The sequence below is a fragment of the Chitinophaga silvatica genome, assembly GCF_003419895.1.
In the GTDB taxonomy this organism is placed as follows: Bacteria; Bacteroidota; Bacteroidia; order Chitinophagales; family Chitinophagaceae; genus Chitinophaga; species Chitinophaga silvatica.
Genome location: NZ_QPMM01000004.1, coordinates 71,039 through 88,267, shown reverse-complemented (window position 1 = coordinate 88,267; position 17,229 = coordinate 71,039). Strand labels below are relative to the sequence as shown.

At 39.2% G+C, this 17,229-nt stretch carries 15 protein-coding genes; 6 read left to right on the top strand and 9 right to left on the bottom strand.

Annotated elements, in window-relative coordinates; all coding sequences use genetic code 11:
- Nucleotides 1-12 precede the first annotated feature (12 nt).
- From DVR12_RS09795 to rlmD, 8 genes are all read right to left on the bottom strand, one after another.
- Entirely contained in the window at nt 13-630 is a 618-nt protein-coding gene (locus DVR12_RS09795; protein WP_116975497.1) for an alpha-ketoglutarate-dependent dioxygenase AlkB family protein, read from the bottom strand.
- 355 nt (nt 631-985) lie between these two features.
- Complete coding sequence (locus DVR12_RS09790; RefSeq protein WP_199417083.1) at nt 986-1,981, bottom strand: M28 family peptidase; 996 nt, start codon at nt 1,979-1,981, stop codon at nt 986-988.
- 18 nt (nt 1,982-1,999) lie between these two features.
- Nucleotides 2,000-3,499, bottom strand: coding sequence for a cysteine--tRNA ligase (gene cysS, locus DVR12_RS09785; RefSeq protein WP_116975495.1), 1,500 nt, complete (start codon nt 3,497-3,499; stop codon nt 2,000-2,002).
- A gap of 155 nt (nt 3,500-3,654) precedes the next feature.
- Nucleotides 3,655-4,728 carry an endonuclease/exonuclease/phosphatase family protein gene (locus DVR12_RS09780; protein WP_116975494.1) on the bottom strand — a complete coding sequence of 358 codons (1,074 nt, stop codon included), beginning with the start codon at nt 4,726-4,728 and terminating at the stop codon, nt 3,655-3,657.
- A 99-nt stretch (nt 4,729-4,827) separates the two neighbouring features.
- Nucleotides 4,828-5,928 carry an endonuclease/exonuclease/phosphatase family protein gene (locus DVR12_RS09775; protein WP_116975493.1) on the bottom strand — a complete coding sequence of 367 codons (1,101 nt, stop codon included), beginning with the start codon at nt 5,926-5,928 and terminating at the stop codon, nt 4,828-4,830.
- Nucleotides 5,929-6,044: 116 nt separating this feature from the next.
- Nucleotides 6,045-6,968 (bottom strand): rhomboid family intramembrane serine protease, encoded by a 924-nt coding sequence (locus DVR12_RS09770; RefSeq protein WP_116975492.1) that lies wholly within the window; start codon nt 6,966-6,968, stop codon nt 6,045-6,047.
- Between the two features lie 44 nt (nt 6,969-7,012).
- Complete coding sequence (locus DVR12_RS09765) at nt 7,013-7,840, bottom strand: rhomboid family intramembrane serine protease (RefSeq protein WP_116975491.1); 828 nt, start codon at nt 7,838-7,840, stop codon at nt 7,013-7,015.
- A 6-nt stretch (nt 7,841-7,846) separates the two neighbouring features.
- Entirely contained in the window at nt 7,847-9,262 is a 1,416-nt protein-coding gene (gene rlmD / locus DVR12_RS09760) for a 23S rRNA (uracil(1939)-C(5))-methyltransferase RlmD (protein ID WP_116975490.1), read from the bottom strand.
- Between the two features lie 116 nt (nt 9,263-9,378).
- Between rlmD and DVR12_RS09755 the strand changes: the two genes are divergently transcribed.
- The 3 genes from DVR12_RS09755 (at nt 9,379) to DVR12_RS09745 (ending at nt 12,723) form a co-directional block, all read left to right on the top strand.
- The gene (locus DVR12_RS09755) at nt 9,379-10,785 is read left to right on the top strand and encodes a TlpA family protein disulfide reductase (RefSeq protein ID WP_116975489.1); all 1,407 of its coding nucleotides are present in this window, start codon (nt 9,379-9,381) and stop codon (nt 10,783-10,785) included.
- Between the two features lie 463 nt (nt 10,786-11,248).
- Nucleotides 11,249-11,866: a porin family protein gene (locus DVR12_RS09750; protein ID WP_158563244.1), complete on the top strand. Its 618-nt coding sequence runs from the start codon at nt 11,249-11,251 to the stop codon at nt 11,864-11,866.
- A 176-nt stretch (nt 11,867-12,042) separates the two neighbouring features.
- Nucleotides 12,043-12,723, top strand: coding sequence for a porin family protein (locus DVR12_RS09745; RefSeq protein ID WP_116975487.1), 681 nt, complete (start codon nt 12,043-12,045; stop codon nt 12,721-12,723).
- Between the two features lie 240 nt (nt 12,724-12,963).
- Here the strand turns inward: DVR12_RS09745 and DVR12_RS09740 are convergent, their stop codons facing one another.
- A complete protein-coding gene (locus DVR12_RS09740; RefSeq protein ID WP_116975486.1) occupies nt 12,964-13,917 on the bottom strand; it encodes a methylenetetrahydrofolate reductase in 954 nt (317 codons plus the stop codon).
- 167 nt (nt 13,918-14,084) lie between these two features.
- On the opposite strand from DVR12_RS09740, the gene lptB reads away from it, so the two are divergent.
- The 3 genes from lptB to fabG are packed head-to-tail and all read left to right on the top strand — an operon-like array spanning nt 14,085 to nt 17,169.
- Nucleotides 14,085-14,846: an LPS export ABC transporter ATP-binding protein gene (gene lptB / locus DVR12_RS09735; protein WP_116975485.1), complete on the top strand. Its 762-nt coding sequence runs from the start codon at nt 14,085-14,087 to the stop codon at nt 14,844-14,846.
- Nucleotides 14,847-14,869: 23 nt separating this feature from the next.
- The gene (locus DVR12_RS09730) at nt 14,870-16,402 is read left to right on the top strand and encodes a GH3 auxin-responsive promoter family protein (protein WP_116975484.1); all 1,533 of its coding nucleotides are present in this window, start codon (nt 14,870-14,872) and stop codon (nt 16,400-16,402) included.
- 17 nt (nt 16,403-16,419) lie between these two features.
- Nucleotides 16,420-17,169, top strand: coding sequence for a 3-oxoacyl-[acyl-carrier-protein] reductase (gene fabG, locus DVR12_RS09725; RefSeq protein ID WP_116975483.1), 750 nt, complete (start codon nt 16,420-16,422; stop codon nt 17,167-17,169).
- Nucleotides 17,170-17,229: the final 60 nt, after the last annotated feature.

Below are 17,229 nucleotides of genomic sequence, written 5' to 3'. Positions count from 1 at the left end.
CGATATTACTTTTTAAGGGGTGATATGCCTAAAGGTTAGATTGATTCTTTCGGACAAAACTTTTTTGGTTTTAGGAATCTGATGTTCCCAGAATTCCTGTAGAGTGCCTTTCATGACTAACAAAGAACCATGAGAGAGTGGAAGTTCGTAGGTAAGTTGATGGTTATTCTTATAGCGAAGGCGGAATTTTCTGGTAGCTCCAAAATTTACAGATGCTATAATAGGGTGGGGGCCAAGTTCCGGCTCATCATCGGCATGCCAGCCCATTGCATCGTTTCCGTTTCTATAGAGATTAGCTAATACACTATTGAATGTTTTTCCGCACAAAGGAGTAAGGCGATTCCTGATCTCAAGCAATTCAGTCGTCCAGGGTACCGGGGTATAGTTTCTGCCAGAGAAACTGTAATTACTCCCTGCATCACCATACCAGGCCATTAGCCGGGGAAAAAGGATATCTTTGCCATATAGCTTCATAGATTCCTGTTTCCAGTCTAATGAGGCTCTTAATGCTTGCATAAGGGCATTACTTTCCTGTTCAGAGAAAAATTTGGGGTAATAGTCCATTTCTCCGTTCAATAATGGAATGTTGATAACATTCTCGTCATCAAATATGCTTCCCTGCACATTCATAGCACTAAATTAATTAAATGCTACGCATTGTATTTACATTTTGATATTTCTCGCAGAGAAGGAAAGTTTTTTTAAGAGGCATAAGGGTTTTTTAAGAGCAATAATTTGATAAAACATAAAGGCGAATATTATTAAGGATCACGAGTTTATTTGGAATCCTTAATAATATTCGCCTCTTTATAAAAATCTCTTTATAAAAATCTCTTTATAAAAATCTCTTTATAAAAATCTCTTTATAAAAATCTCTTTATAAAAATCTCTTTATAAAAATCTCTTTATAAAAATCTCTTTATAAAAATCTCTTTATAAAAATCTCTTATGTCTCTTAAAAAAAACTTTGCTCCTCCGCGAGCCACTAATACCCAAACGGCTGATTATATATGACCTGTAACAGTGTTTGGCCAACCGCTTTCAGGGTATTTCGATCTATTACGTTGATATTATCATTTTGTGTATGCCAATGAGGTGCGAAATCATTATTTGGCTGCAAAGCAATAATATCAAAGGTTGGAATATTGGCGATGGTATTTACCGGCACATGATCATCTGTGATGAATGCACCATTGTTTTCATACCTGAAAAAATCAGAATAGCCTAATTGGTTTGCTACATCCCAGAACAACTTCATTTGTGCGCCGGCATATTGCTTGGAAAACCCTTCCATATAGAACTGAGTTCCGCGGCCACCAACCATGTCGAATAATATACCATAATTGGCTTTATAACCAGGGATATGTGGGTTTTTTGCCCAATATTGAGTGCCTAGGCAAAAAGAGTTTTCGTCAGTTTTAGAACCATAATCTTCCACATCAACCAGAAGAATGTCAATTCCGGCTTCCGGGCGCTGTAAATGGAACTGCCTTGCAGCCTCCAATAAAACAGCTACACCACTTGCTCCGTCATCGGCCCCGTCAATTTTCTTTGTTTTATCGAAAGCGTCTTCATCGGCCCACGGACGGGTATCCCAGTGTGCCAGTAAAAGTACTCTTTGCTTGGCAGCAGGATTGAAGCTACCAATGATATTGATACAAGGTAACTTCTCTTTATTAGGACCAATAACCGTGGTTTTCTGAACATATACTGTATCTGACCAGGTTTTTAATTTTTCGATCAGCCAGTTAGCACATTTTTCCTGTGCCGGAGTATTTGGTATTCTTGGTCCAAAGCTCACCTGTTTGGCTACATAATCGTAGGCAGAATCGGCCTGAAACACAGGAACCGGACCTAAGATCTTATCTACCTTACTGGCTCCTGTACTATCGTTATTATTGTTATTGTTACTGTTGCCAGATTGCTGACAAGCGCCGGCAAAAATGGCCAGCGCTAACAGTATACTAAGAGCTTTTCGCATGATATTTATCGGAAGTTTTTATTGCAGGCTATACGAAACCGTACCGTCCTTCTCGTCCTTTAATTGTATGCCAATTGAAAGCAGTTCATTTCTGATCTTATCGCTGGCAGCATAATCTTTACGGCTTTTAGCCTCTTTACGCATTTCAATCAGCATTTGCAATACTCCATCCAGCTTATTATCGTCGAGCCCCTTATCATCCATCTGGATACCCAGAATATTGATTAGATAAGTTTCCCAGGTTTGTTTCAACTGATTGAAGGTTGCTTCACTGATTTCATGCATTTTTATTTGCCCTCCTTTCAATGAATTAATCACCGGAGTGAGCTCAAATAAATTAGCAAGTACTTTGGCGGTGTTGAAATCATCATTGATGAATTCTTCACATTCCAGGCACCATGTCTGTATTTGTTTATCTAACTCTTCGTTGACAGGCAGACCGTTTGCCGGGGTATAAGTTAATTGCTGTAAAGTTTCGTAAGCGCTCCATAATCTTTGCAATCCTTTTTCAGCAGCTTGTAATGCTTCGTTAGAGAAATCGAGGGTGCTCCGATAATGGGTTTGTAATACGAAGAAGCGAATAGTCATTGGACTATATGCTTTATCGAGCTGGGTATTTTCACCGGAAAACATTTCCGTGAGTTTGATAGTATTGCCATAAGCTTTACCCATTTTACGGCCATTAATGGTGATCATATTGTTATGCATCCAATACTTAGCCATCATATGCCCATGAGCAATTTCACTTTGGGCTATTTCTGATTCATGATGAGGGAACTGAAGATCCATTCCTCCGCCGTGAATATCAAACTCATCGCCCAGGTATTTTGCGCTCATTGCCGAGCACTCGATATGCCAGCCAGGGAAGCCTTCGCCCCAAGGGCTAGGCCAGCGCATAATATGCTCTGGTGGTGCATTCTTCCATAGTGCAAAATCGGCTTTATTGTGTTTTTCGTCCTGTCCTTCCAATTCACGGGTTGTTTCCAACATATCTTCCAGTACTCTGCCGCTCAGGATGCCGTAGTCATGGGTGGAGGCATATTTTTTAACATCAAAATAAACACTACCATTCTTTTCATAGGCATAGCCTTTTTCAATTATGGTTTTGATCATTTCTATCTGCTCAATAATATGGCCGGTAGCGGTTGGCTCAATACTTGGTTCAAGGCAGTTGAACTGCAGCATGGCCCAATGGTATAAATTGGTGTATTTCTGCACCAGTTCCATTGGTTCCAGCTTTTCAAGCAAGGCTGATTTGGAAATTTTATCTTCAGCTGCACGATCTACTTCTTCAAAGTGACCGGCATCTGTAATATTACGTACGTAGCGTACTTTAAATCCTAAATGTTTGAGATAACGAAATACTACATCAAATGTAATATACGGGCGAGCATGCCCAAGATGTGATTCTCCTGATACTGTAGGTCCGCATACATACATTCCAACATGCCCGGGGTGTAATGGCTTAAATACTTCTTTCTGACGATGTAACGAGTTATATATCTTAAGTTCTGACATATCTTTTAAGTGATGCTCCGGGAGCTAGTTCCCCTCATAGCATCTATGTTTTAATTGGTGGTTGCAAAGATAAATATTGTTTTCCGGGTACAATAATGCTCCGACAACAACATCGATCAGCCACAAAAATATTATTCATTTTCATAATAATTCAGCTATTTGTTAATGACGATTTCGCTTTCCTGACTACCCGTCAGACTTAAATTAGCAATAACGGGGTAATGGTCAGACAGGTCGGAGTTGATTTTTCGGAAGCTATTTACTTTAAAATCCTTGCTCACAAAAATATAGTCAATTCTTAGTGTCGGTGCCAGCCCGGTAAAGGTACGGCCAATTCCTAATCCTTTTCTTAAAAAAGCATCCTGTAAATTACCTTTTATCCTAAAATAGGTATAGGAAGCCGGAGTATCGTTAAAGTCTCCGCATACAATCACAGGATATGGACTTTTGTTAATAAAGCTGCCCACAATATCGGCTTGTTGACTGCGACGAATATACGCCTCTCTCATCTTTTGGATGATACTTTTGGTAGCCACCAGGCCAGTATCTTCCTGATTCTTTATTTTTCTGATTGCAGTGTAATCTTTTTCGTTGAACCTATAAGATTCCAGGTGCATATTTATTATTCGAATAGTATCGTTTCCTTTAACAATATCGGCATAGATAAGGCTTTCGCTTCTTGGGCCTACGCTCATTTTTACTTTATCGGAGGCAATAATGGGGAATTTGGAATAGATAATAGATCCCCAATGCTGCATACCGTTACGATTAAAGTCGCTTGAAAAGAATCGGTAAGGAAATCCCATTTCCTGCGAAATATCTTCTCTGTTATTGAAATCATTGGTCTTTTCCGAGGTATAAAAGTCCTGGAAACAGGCTATATCAAGTTCCTGTTTCTTAATCATTGCAAACATTGCCTGACGATTATACTTACTGTCACGTTCTCTGTACAACCCAAACTGACTTACATTATAGCTCATCACCGTAAGGCTTTTGGGTACAGCAAGTGCTTTGTTTCCGGCAGGCGGATTAAAGGCCACAAAAGCAGTAATCGACTTCCATCCCAATAGTAGCGCGATAAATGATAATAAAGCATAGCGATAGTTAAAGAACACCCATCCTACTAAAAATATTATCACTAACGCAAGCAGGAAAGGAAATGTCAGAGTTAAGAAGCTAATGGGCCAGAACCATACTGGTGAAATATAAGGAGCTAAACATGCTGCCAAAAAAAGTATTACCACCGCGATGTTGCAAATCAAAAAAAATCCTTTCGTAAATAGTCGTAAAAACCGCAATGCGTATCCTGCTTTGTTGAAGTACTAAAGTTAATCTTTTTTTAGGGATAGTCTGGCTATTAATGGGAAATGCTCCGATGGTGCAACTTTCAGTGTTTTACTGCCATGAACAGTGAAACGGCGTTGCGGTAAAATGTAATCAATTCGCAGGGATGGCGATAAAAAGGATAGGGTTCTTCCCCAACCAAATTGAGTCGAAAGAAATGCATCCTGCAAATTGCTGCTGATAGTTCTATAGGTAAAAGAAACCGGGGTATCATTAAAGTCACCACAAACAACAACCGGATACGGGCTAACAGCTATAAGTTCCTGAAGTTGTAAGGCTTGTTGAGAGCGTTGAGCAAATGTTCTTCGCATCTTTGAAAAGATTCCTTTCCCCTTTGGAGCCTTCATGTTGTCATAATCCTGGTTATTGAACATATATGAGGTTAGTTGTACAGAAAAGATCCTGATAGTATCCTCATTAATCAATAAATCTGCTTGCAAAAAGCTGCTTCCACTACCAAATTCACTCTTACCGCAAGGAACCGCCGCCGCATCAATTATCGGATATTTTGAAAATAATATGATGCCATAACACCAGGTATCCCAATGGATTTTGTCGCGGGTAAAGTAGTAGTGCGGATAATTCCCTTTCATTTTAATACTGTCGATATGCTTTTCTTTACCTGTTTGTTCGTTGGTATAAAACTCCTGCAGACAAAGAATATCGGGGCTGGTGTCTGCAATTGCATTATAAATAGCAGATTCTTTTGCCTTATCGGTAACATAGGCTGTAAGACCCATGCTGCTTGTATTAAAGGTCATAAGGGTAAATGACTTATTATCATGTTGCTTTAATAACGCGTCATTGTCGAGCATCCTATGCATTCCCCAGGTAGTAAATGCGGCAGGGAGACAGCATAGGGCTGCAAATATTGCAATCATCATTTCTCTTGTCTGTTTCGTTAATGCCCAGACTGCGATTAACAATAAATTCAACAAGAACAAGAAAGGGAATAACAATCCAATAAATCCGGGTAACCAAAAGGTAGCTGGATTAAAGGAGGGGAGGTAAGTGCTTAGCAGGAGCATGCATACAAATAGTGCATTCATCCAAAGCAGGCAAAAACTAAAATACTTCTTGAACATAGGGGGCAATTGAGGTAACAAAAAATGAGTTGGCAAAAATAAAATTCGCGTACGATAAATTTTTTCAATTTATTGTACGCGAATCGATATTTCGGAAATTAATATCTGTAACCTACTTACTCCGTTTTGCTTGCTCTCAAGAGTGTATCTTTTTCTTCAGGTGATAAAGATGAATAGCCATTGGTATTAATCTTATCAAGGATTTCGTTTAGTTTTTGTTCAGGTACTTTTCCGATTCTTCTGAATGGAAGTGTTGGTTCAGTAGCTTTGTAGCCGGAGTGAAGATTATCGCTACCAGCCATTTTTTCCTGAGGAGGGTGAAAGCTATGCCCAACTTTATGAATTATTTTGTTTAATCCTGCTCCCCAATCATTTCCTTTTCGCCATTGCCACATATACCACCAGCCGGCTAAACCAGCACCTACTAATTCAGGAATCTGGTTAGTGAGTTTAGAGGTGGCTAATGTTCCGATTGTCAGACCGCAGTAAATCAGCGTAATTACCCATACAGGAATTCCACCTACCAACATAGGAAAAACGCGATGAGTAGGCGCAATATAAGTTACGCCAATAGCAAATGCCATCACACATCCGGCAGCACCAGTAATAGTGCTTATAGCAATATCATTATGAAAAGCAGGAATCAATTGCATGCCTGCAACATAAAAAAGGAAGCCACAAATACCTCCGAAGAGATATAATGGTAAAATACGTTTATACCCCGCAGTCTGTTGCAGCAAGGTGCCAAAACACCAAAGCCATATCATATTGCTGAAGATATCCACAACCTTGATATGTGTAAATAAAGCAGTGATGAGTGTCCATGGCTTCTTCACCAGAATTGCCGGATCGGCAGGCACCCGCAGCCAGGACATAATATCCTGATAAAAACGAGGTACTCCAATGTTCTCCATCTGATAGATTACCATTGTAAAGAACAGGAAAACAAATATTGTAAGATTGGTGACTATTAATTGTGTTACCATATTCCTTCCTTCTCCTAGAGAGAGGTGGGATTTCTCTTTTTCCGACACTTGCATGGCACAAATTTTTACAATACAAAAATACGTCTAATAACCGGCTGTTAATAAAAATCGGATCGACGTTTAGACCAGCCTTTCAACAGCAGGAAGGCAAATAAGACACCACCTAAGTGAGCGAAGTGTGCAACATTGTCGCCAGCTGAATTTTGAATACCAGACCATAATTCGGCTACTATCAAGAATGCTACCACATATTTAGCCTTAATAGGGAAGAGGAAGTACAGGTACATATAGGCATTTGGAAACAGAAATCCGAAAGCGAACAGAATACCATACACAGCGCCGGAAGCCCCTATAGTAACAGTATTTCGATATTCATGTACATAGTCTCTAACATAAGCTACAGCTAAATCAATCGCCTGTGGATCATTAGCTTGTATCATTGTTTTTAGGCCTTCCATACTTAATGAAGAGCCACTGCCAATGTCGAACTTATTATCCAGTCGTGCAAAGTTGGTATAGTTAGGGTCGTTCAGAAAAGCCTGAGCATATTTAGTCAGATTAAGATTCTCATAAGTAAGCACGCCCATATGACATAGGGCAGCGCCTAATCCGCAAACGAGGTAAAAAATCAGGAAACGCTTAGGCCCCCAAAGATTTTCGAGAGTGGCACCAAACATCCACAATGTGAACATGTTGAATAGCACATGCGCAAAATTCTTAGGGTCGTGTAAGAACAGATGGGTTATAAACTGATATGGTCTGAAAAGATCAGAACCCCAGTAGTGTAAGCCAAACATACGGCTTAAATCGTAACCAAATCTATTTAACAGTGTTATCTGCACTAACCAAACCAAGCCATTAATGATCATAAGATTTTTGATCACTAGTGGGAGGTACTGAAATTTTCCGGGCCTGTACTCGTTCATTGTTGCTTAGTTATTAACTCGTTTTTTCAACAACACCACATTTTCTATATGGTGGGTGTGTGGGAACATATCTACTGGTTGAACCTTTTCTACTGTATATAAGGCATCCAGCAATGCAAGATCTCTGGCCTGAGTGGCAGGATTACAGCTGACATATACAATTTTAGGTGCAGCAATTTCCAGTAGTTTATTTACCAGTTTTTCGTGCATTCCTGCCCTTGGCGGATCTGTAATTACCACATCCGGTTGGCCATGGAGTGCAAAAAAATCATCATTACAAATATCTACTACGTCGCCTGCAAAAAATGTAGCATTATCTACATTATTTCTTGCAGCATTTTCTTTGGCATCGTCAATTGCTTCTTTGATTAATTCGATACCAATCACTTTACGTGCTTTACGGGAAACAAAAATACCAATACTTCCGGTACCGCAATAAAGATCATAAACCACTTCATTACCAGTTAAGCCTGCAAAGTCTCTGGTTACTTTGTAAAGTACTTCACCTTGATAGGTATTGGTCTGGAAAAAAGATTTAGGACCTATTTTAAAGGTAAAGTCTTCCAGCTTCTCTTCCGCATATCCCTTACCGTAATAAACTTTAGGTTCGAGATCAAAGATACTATCGTTGCCTTTAGGATTAATAGTATATACGATAGTAGTGATAGCAGGAACTGTTTTTAGAAGATGGTCTAATAACGCTTCCCTGTTCTCTTTATCTTCGTTTCTGATTACCAGGTTAACCATTATTTCTCCGGTCGTACACAAACGGATTACCAAATTGCGTAACCAACCTTGTTGGGCACGTATATCGTAAAAGGTAAGTTCGTGTTTTATTGCGTATTCACGGATAGTATTTTTTATCAGGTTTACCGGTTCCTCCATCAAATAACAGGTATCAATATTCAATACCTTATCAAATAATTTAGGAACATGAAAACCTAATGCAGGTTTTACCGGTATCTCACCATTATTGGCTTGTATCTCTTCATTAGTAATAAATGCTTTATTACTAAACGTAAATTCAAGTTTATTACGATAATGGGCAGTATGTTCGCTACCCAATATCGGATCAATTACAGGTAGCTGTAATTTTCCTATCCTTTGAAGATTATCTGTTACCTGCTGATGCTTGTATTCCAATTGTTGGGAATAAGGTAACATTTGCCATTTGCATCCACCGCAAACACCAAAATGCTGACAAAATGGAGTAACGCGTTTGTCGGAATAGCTATGAAAATGGATAGCCTTACCTTCTGCCCAGTCCTTTTTATTTTTACTCAGACGTACATCTACCACATCTCCTGGTACCACTCCTCCTTCAATAAAAACAACTTTGCCTTCCAATCGGGCCAGTGCCTTACCTTCTGCCGCATAGGCAGTAACAGGTACATTTTCTAGAACAACATTTTTTTTCCTCACGGCTGCAAAGGTAATTGGAAATGCTGAATCCTTTATATGAATTCGCTTATTTACTGTTCAAACGGCTTCCCTATTTAAGTTTTTAGCCTTATTTTTACATATTGCTCCTAAATAATATGCGTAAATCATTTATACTATTGGTAACCAGCTTATTAGGCTTAATTCAATCCTACGCTCAGGGCTACCAGATCACTGTGGAACTACCCAATTTTAAAAGCGGAAAATGCTTCCTTGCCCATTATATGGGGAAATCGACCTATCTCGCTGATTCTGCCGATGTTAATTCAAACGGTGTAGCCGTTCTGAAAAAGAATGAGAAACTATTACCCGGAATTTACCTGCTTGTGCTACCTGGTAAACAGCATTACATTGAAACCCTGATAGACAAGCAACAAACATTTAGTGTTTCTATAGATACGACCGATCTTATTAAAAAAACTATTTATAAAAATAGTCCTGATAATGAGTTGTTTCTTTCTTATAATTCCTTTTTAGGAGCGCAAGACGCCTTAAATCGTAGTATTCAGGAACAAATGCGTAACGCAAAAACCGCAGCAGATTCAGCAAAGGTTTTTCCTTTACAGCAGGAACTTGGAAAGAAAATCCAGGATTTCCGAAACTCATTTGTAACCTCACATCCTGGAAATATACTCTCTACCATCTTTTTGGCAATGAAAGAGCCAGAGGTGCCAAAAGATCATCCAACAAATGACTCATTGTTTGCCTATCATTATTTTAAAGGACATTATTGGGAAGATGTAGATCTGCAAACAGACAGATTGGTAAGAACGCCGATTTTAGAGGGGAAATTGAATAAGTATTTTGATCAGTTAGTAGCTCCTGTACCGGATTCTATTATTGGAGAATGTGATGCCTTATTAGCAAAAACCCGTAAAAGTAAGGAAACGTTTAAGTTCGTTCTGTGGTGGCTAACCTATCATTATGAAACGTCTCCCTATATGGGAATGGATGCAGTTTTCGTGCATTTGGTAGAGAAGTATTATGTAGCAGGTGATGCATTTTGGTTGAATGAGGATCAATTAAGCAAGATAATTGATAGAGCTTATGCCTTAGCACCAAATTTAATTGGAAAACAAGCGGCTCCGCTTGAGTTTAAGGATATTATATCGAACCCTACTTCCCTTTACAAAATACCTGGAAAATATACTGTACTGGTATTTTGGGATCCTACCTGCGGGCATTGTAAAACTGAAATACCGCGGCTCGATTCGGCCTACAAAGCGAGTTGGAAGAGCAAAGGAGTTTCGATGGTCGGAATTAAAACTGAAGGCACGAAAGAGGAATGGCTTAAGTTCATAAAGGATCATGACCTTAAAGGCTGGACACATGGTTATGAACCGCAGGCAGCAACTAATTACAGGCGACTATACGATGTTTATAGCACACCAATGATTTACTTGTTGGATGAGAAGAAAAAAATTGTGGCCAAGAAGTTAGGAGTAGAGCAATTGCAGGAATTTATAAACAGAAGTAGTGTAAAAAATACGGGTACTAAGCTGTAGAATATCTAGTGTAAAATGTAGAATAACTACCTGCTTGAACCTGATTTTCAATAGAATATAAAATTTTAACGTTTTGTTGACATAGCCCTGAATGCAGACTTTGCTCTGATTCAGGGCTATTTCTTTGAAAACCCCTGTCTGTAGTCGATTTCCAATTTTCAGTTTGTTAGTTATACCTACCAGTAGATGAAATTGCTTAAACCCCTCTGGTATTGCCTTTCCGCCCTCTGCATACCGATTATGGCATAAGATTTAGCATTTTATTCACAGGTTATGAAAATAGTTAGGAAAATGTTAAGCCCCAATCTTTAGTATTTCTATAAGGCTGCACTTATAAAATATCAGGGTGAGGTGCTTTAAAGGCAGGCTAAGAACAGGTTTCATTCATTTGTTAGCAAACATGAAATTTAGTGCGGTATCTAACCTGTGGTGCCGTTTTTTTATCATTCAAATTATGTCGATCATGAAAAAGGTACTATTATCTATGGCAGCATTGCTGGTGGCAACAATTACATTCGGTCAGGTTCAGTGGGGAATTGTTGCCGGGCCCCAATTTTCGAGTATCCAAACCAGAAACTTGGGTCTGAGTAATAACAGAGAGGCCACGAGACTGGTTACTAATTTAAGGGCAGGTTTTACAGTGGATATTCCATTTGCACCGGGTTGCTATATAGGCACCGGAATTCTTTACTCCGGTAAAGGAGGTAAATTTAAAAACTCAGATGTAAGGGCAAACATTTCTTATTTGGAAGCGCCTATTCAATTTATGTACAAACCAGATGTAGGCTATGGTAGAATGGTATTGGCAGTAGGTCCTTATGTTGCAGTAGGAGTTGGCGGTAAAGTAAAAAATACCGCATTTGGTAGCCTGGATATTTATAATGATGAAGCATTATTAATGAGACAAAAACGATTCGACAGCGGAGCAAGTGTTGGTGTTGGTTATGAACTTCCTGTTGGTCTATTCTTTGGCTTAAATGGTGATATAGGTTTAGTAAACACTGCTTACTATACTGATAACGATCGTAAATTCCATAATTACTCTTTCGGAGTTTCCGTTGGATATAAATTTGGACGATAAAGTAGACTAAAATGAACTTTTAGTTAAACCACCTGTTAATCCAGGTGGTTTTTTTATTTAAATCAAAACGTTTATGTACTTTCGCATCACAGTAACCAAGAACCAATAGTAAAATACACCTCTTCCCCAATCGTCGTTTGTGGACATTTCGTTTATGTAATTATTGACCGAATACAATGAAAATTTTTACACTCTTTTGTGCAACTATTTTAGTTGCAACAACTGCTCATGGGCAAGCTAGCCTTGGTGTGCGCAGTGGCTATCTTAACACTGATTTTGTATCATCTGTATCCAATCCTAACCTTCGAACCTCTCCTTCCCATAATTGGATGGTGGGGCCTTATGTAAATATTCCACTAGGTTGGAATTTTCACATACAAACCGGATTGAATTATTCTGTAAAAGGAGCGCAGCTTAACTTTGGAAAAGTACATCCAGAGGCTACTTTTGCTACGGATGTTACAGAAATTAAGCTCAAGTACCTGGAATTACCGGTACACCTGCTTTACAAAATAAATACTGGTATTGGGAAGGTAGTATTAGGGGGAGGCCCCTATGGTGCCTATTGTGTCAGAGGCGACTATAGCCTTTCTATTTATAATAATGGAACTCAAGTACAGACCAATAACCAGCATATCAACTTTCGTTCTACACCTACCCTAATGGGAACGGATGTAGATCTACAGAGATGGGATGCCGGCGTAGAAGGCAGTATAGGAATGGAGTTTAATTGTTTCATCACCTTAAGTCTTAACTATGCTCAGGGATTAATGGATATTGATAAAGGGAGTAGTAAGCTTCAAAACCAATATCTGGGAGTTAAAATTGGAATATTATTTAACCGGGAAGATTGGTAAAATAACCAGTTAAAGTGTTTTTGGTATTAACAATTAAGGCTGATCCATGATCAGCCTTAATTATTTTTTTAGTTTATAGGGGAAGCGATTTTCTGATGCGTCTATATATCTGAGGAAATCATTTCGATGGTTTCAGATCATAGGACAGTTATAAATTTATTATTAAAAGTGTGACAGTTATAGGGATATGCCACTACGTATCTACGTAATGGCATTTTTTTATTCTATCACATAATAAGCCTAAACTATAGCAGCAACCGCTTTCTCAATTACTTTAGGTTTGCCCAGCGTATAATAGTGAAGTACTGGAACTCCAAATGCTTTTAATTCTTTCGACTGTGCAATTAACCATTCGGTACCTACTTGTTCAATATCTTTATCAGACTTGCATTTCATTATTTCAGTAGATAAATCGGTAGGGATATCTACGTGAAAAATTCGAGGTAACATGGTCATTTGCTTTCTTGTTGTCAATGGCTTTAATCCAGGGATAATAGGAACAGTTATGCCCATTTCTCTGCATCTGGCCACAAAATCAAAGAATTTTTGATTATCAAAAAACATCTGGGTTACAATATAATCTGCCCCTTGTTCCACCTTTTTTTTGAGGTGGGACATATCGGTTTGCATATTCGGTGCTTCAAAGTGTTTTTCAGGATAGCCGGCAACACCAATACAAAAGTTAGTTTTAACACCTCCTTGCAGGTCATCTTCCAGGTATACACCATTATTCATGTGAGCTACCTGATCCAGCAACTCAATGGCAAAACTATGTCCATTGGGGTCTGGCTCAAAGAATGTTTCATTTTTTGGGGCATCTCCACGCAATACCAATACGTTATCGATACCCAGAAAATTTAGGTCGATCAATGCATTTTCCGTTTCCTCTCTGCTAAATCCACCACAAATAAGGTGAGGAACTGCGTCGATATTATAATGGTTCATAATGGCAGCACAAATACCCACGGTACCAGGGCGTTTGCGAATTTCAACCTTCTCAAAAGAGCCATCAGCCTTCTTTTTGAACATATGCTCGCTGCGATGGTAGGTGACATTGATAAATGAAGGCTTGAATTCCATCAAAGGATCAAGGTGATCATAGATCGAGTCAATACTTTTTCCTTTGAGGGGGGGAAGTATTTCAAAAGATATCAGGGTATCTTTAGCTTGAGCGATATGTTCAGTTACTTTCATATGTTATTGGACTTTAGGAACTTGGGAAAAGGTTGATTTACAAGTTCCATAAAAATATGGAGGCAAAATTAATATATCCCCCTATTATAATCAGATCATTTTTAATCTTATGAGAACTATAACTAGGCTAACTGAATGAATTGTTTATTTTTGCTAAGTTTGAACATATGTCATTAAGAATACATACAGACCAGCTGGTAAAGCGTTACGGTAACAGAACAGTGGTAAACCATGTATCTGTAGAAGTATCCCAAGGGGAGATTGTAGGGCTGCTAGGCCCCAACGGTGCGGGTAAAACCACATCTTTCTATATGGTGGTAGGCCTAATTAAGCCTGATGAGGGAAATGTGTACCTGGATGGTCAGAACATTACCAAGCTGCCAATGTATAAGCGTGCCAAAATGGGAATAGGATACTTGCCACAAGAGGCGTCCGTATTTCGTAAATTGAGCGTGGAAGACAATATTGCAGCGGTTTTGGAGATGACTAAACTCACAAAAGCCGAACAGAAAGACAAATTGGAAAGCCTCCTGGCGGAATTCCGGTTAACTCATGTTAGAAAAAGTCCGGGTGATGTATTGAGCGGGGGAGAGCGCCGCCGTACCGAAATTGCGCGCGCACTGGCCGTAGACCCGAAATTTATCCTATTGGATGAACCATTTGCTGGTATCGACCCTATTGCAGTGGAAGATATTCAGTCGATTGTTGCTAAGCTCAAATATAAGAATATTGGCATCCTCATTACCGACCATAACGTACAGGAAACACTTTCAATTACAGACAGAGCCTACCTGCTGTTTGAGGGGAAAATCCTCAAATCCGGAACTGCTGAAGAATTAGCCGCTGACGAACAGGTTAGAAAAGTGTATCTTGGCCAGAATTTCATTCTTCGCCGTAAAGATTATCTTGGAGAAGCAGCTAAACAGTAAAATAATTCTACACCATCCTATATATGAGAATTTTAAGTCCTGCAATATCACAACTCGCCAGATTGCGCATGGGGCGTATAGTATACTTCATGCAGTATCCTGTGCAAGTGCAACAGCAGGTATTCCAAAACCTTATTAGTGCCGGCCAATACACAGAATTTGGCAAGCAATACGGATTTTCGAATATTTATAAGATAGACGAATATAAAAAAAGAGTTCCTATTCACACTTACGATACCATCAAACCATATATTCAGCGTACGATGGAAGGTCAGCAAAATGTGCTATGGAATACTCCTATCAAATGGTTTGCTAAATCAAGCGGTACTACCGCCGATAAAAGCAAATTCATTCCCGTTACCGTAGAAAGTCTGGATGAATGTCATTATCGTTCAGGCAGAGACGTTATTTCGCTTTACTATAACAATTTCCCGGATTCAGACGTATTTACCGGTAAATCCTTAGTCATAGGCGGTAGTCACCAGGTTAATAAATTGTCTGAAAACAGCGATTCTTACTTTGGTGATCTGAGTGCGGTTATGCTGCAGAACATGCCATTCTACGGAAATATGATCCGTACTCCCGATCTCGAAATCGCCCTGATGGACGAATGGGAGGAGAAAATTGAGCGAATGGCCAATGCTGTTATACATGAAAATGTAACTTCAATAGCTGGTGTACCTACATGGACAATCGTTTTAATAAAGAGAATATTTGAACTGACGGGAACTGATAACCTGGCGGATGTTTGGCCTAACCTGGAACTTTATATGCATGGAGGGGTAAGTTTTACTCCCTACAGAGAACAGTTCCAAAGACTGATCCGTAAGCCAATGATGAATTATCAGGAAACCTATAATGCTTCTGAAGGCTTTTTTGCTGCTCAGGATATAATAGGGGAAGAAGGTTTACTTTTATTCCTGAACCACGGTATATTCTATGAATTTATGCCGATGGAAGAATTAGGTAAGGAAGAGCCTCAAACCCTGCAGTTACAAGATGTAGAGCTTGGAAAAAATTACGCACTGGTCATCAGTACGAATGGTGGACTTTGGCGTTATTTGGTTGGAGATACTGTTCAGTTTACTTCCCTGTTACCTTATCGTATTAAAGTTAGTGGCAGAACAAAATCATTTATTAATGCATTTGGAGAAGAAGTGATTGTAGAAAATTCAGACACTGCTATCGCTAAAGCATCTGAAGCAACAGGAGCTATTGTAAATGATTATACTGCCGCCCCTGTATATTTTAGTGAGAAAGGAAATGGTGGTCATGAATGGTTGATTGAGTTTGATGTAGCACCAAATGATATAAATCGCTTTATGCAGGTGCTGGATGATACACTTAAAACAATCAACTCAGACTATGAGGCAAAAAGATACAAGAACATAGCATTGCATATGCCTGCTGTTCATGTACTTCCTCAAGGAACTTTTTGCGAATTCCTGAAAAGTAAAGGTAAATTAGGAGGGCAGCACAAAGTGCCCCGCCTAAATAATGATCGTAAATACCTGGAAGAAATTCTGAAATTTACGGCTGAAAATATGAATGCTTAAAACCTATCAACTATAACATGAAATTACTGGAGAACAAAGTTGCTGTTGTAACAGGCGCCAGCCGCGGTATCGGAGAGGCAATTGCTTTAAAGTTTGCTGAACAGGGAGCCAATGTAGCATTTACATACCTGAGTTCTGACGAAAAAGCAAAAGCATTGGAAGCTAAACTAACTGCATTAGGCGTTAAAGCTAAAGCTTATAAATCCAATGCCGCTGTTTACGAAGAAACTGAAACTTTAATTGCTGATGTGCTGAAAGAGTTTGGCAAAATTGATATCTGTGTGAATAACGCAGGTATTTCTAAAGATAACCTGTTACTTCGCCTTAGCCCTGATCAGTGGGATGAGGTAATGGATGTAAACCTGAAAAGTGTGTATAACATGACCAAACAGGTAATACGCCCAATGATGAAAGCAAAAACCGGTAGCATCATTAATATGAGCTCCGTTATCGGAATAATGGGTAATGCTGGTCAGAGTAGCTATGCTGCTTCCAAGGCCGGTATTATCGGGTTTACCAAATCTATAGCTCAGGAATTAGGTAGCCGTAATATTCGTTGTAATGCTGTTGCTCCGGGTTTCATTGAAACTGATATGACCAGCTACCTGAAAGATGGTGAAGGGGCAAGTGCATATATTCAGCAAATTCCTTTGGCTCGTTTCGGAACGCCTGAAGATATCGCTAATGTTTGCTTATTCCTGGCTTCAGATATGAGCAGTTACGTAACCGGGCAAACTATTAGTGCCTGCGGCGGATTGTGCATGTAATAAGCTTTTTATAAAAATTAAAATAGGCTGTCTCTGCTTAGTAGAGATAGCCTATTTTGA

What these genes read in the sequence shown, in the direction of transcription:
- DVR12_RS09795 (WP_116975497.1), bottom strand. Translation starts at nt 630, where the DNA reads ATGAATGTGCAGGGAAGCATATTTGATGACGAGAATGTTATCAACATT.
- DVR12_RS09790 (WP_199417083.1), bottom strand. Translation starts at nt 1,981, where the DNA reads ATGCGAAAAGCTCTTAGTATACTGTTAGCGCTGGCCATTTTTGCCGGC.
- cysS (WP_116975495.1), bottom strand. Translation starts at nt 3,499, where the DNA reads ATGTCAGAACTTAAGATATATAACTCGTTACATCGTCAGAAAGAAGTA.
- DVR12_RS09775 (WP_116975493.1), bottom strand. Translation starts at nt 5,928, where the DNA reads ATGTTCAAGAAGTATTTTAGTTTTTGCCTGCTTTGGATGAATGCACTA.
- DVR12_RS09770 (WP_116975492.1), bottom strand. Translation starts at nt 6,968, where the DNA reads ATGCAAGTGTCGGAAAAAGAGAAATCCCACCTCTCTCTAGGAGAAGGA.
- DVR12_RS09765 (WP_116975491.1), bottom strand. Translation starts at nt 7,840, where the DNA reads ATGAACGAGTACAGGCCCGGAAAATTTCAGTACCTCCCACTAGTGATC.
- DVR12_RS09755 (WP_116975489.1), top strand. Translation starts at nt 9,379, where the DNA reads ATGCGTAAATCATTTATACTATTGGTAACCAGCTTATTAGGCTTAATT.
- DVR12_RS09750 (WP_158563244.1), top strand. Translation starts at nt 11,249, where the DNA reads ATGAAAAAGGTACTATTATCTATGGCAGCATTGCTGGTGGCAACAATT.
- DVR12_RS09745 (WP_116975487.1), top strand. Translation starts at nt 12,043, where the DNA reads ATGAAAATTTTTACACTCTTTTGTGCAACTATTTTAGTTGCAACAACT.
- DVR12_RS09740 (WP_116975486.1), bottom strand. Translation starts at nt 13,917, where the DNA reads ATGAAAGTAACTGAACATATCGCTCAAGCTAAAGATACCCTGATATCT.
- lptB (WP_116975485.1), top strand. Translation starts at nt 14,085, where the DNA reads ATGTCATTAAGAATACATACAGACCAGCTGGTAAAGCGTTACGGTAAC.
- DVR12_RS09730 (WP_116975484.1), top strand. Translation starts at nt 14,870, where the DNA reads ATGAGAATTTTAAGTCCTGCAATATCACAACTCGCCAGATTGCGCATG.
- fabG (WP_116975483.1), top strand. Translation starts at nt 16,420, where the DNA reads ATGAAATTACTGGAGAACAAAGTTGCTGTTGTAACAGGCGCCAGCCGC.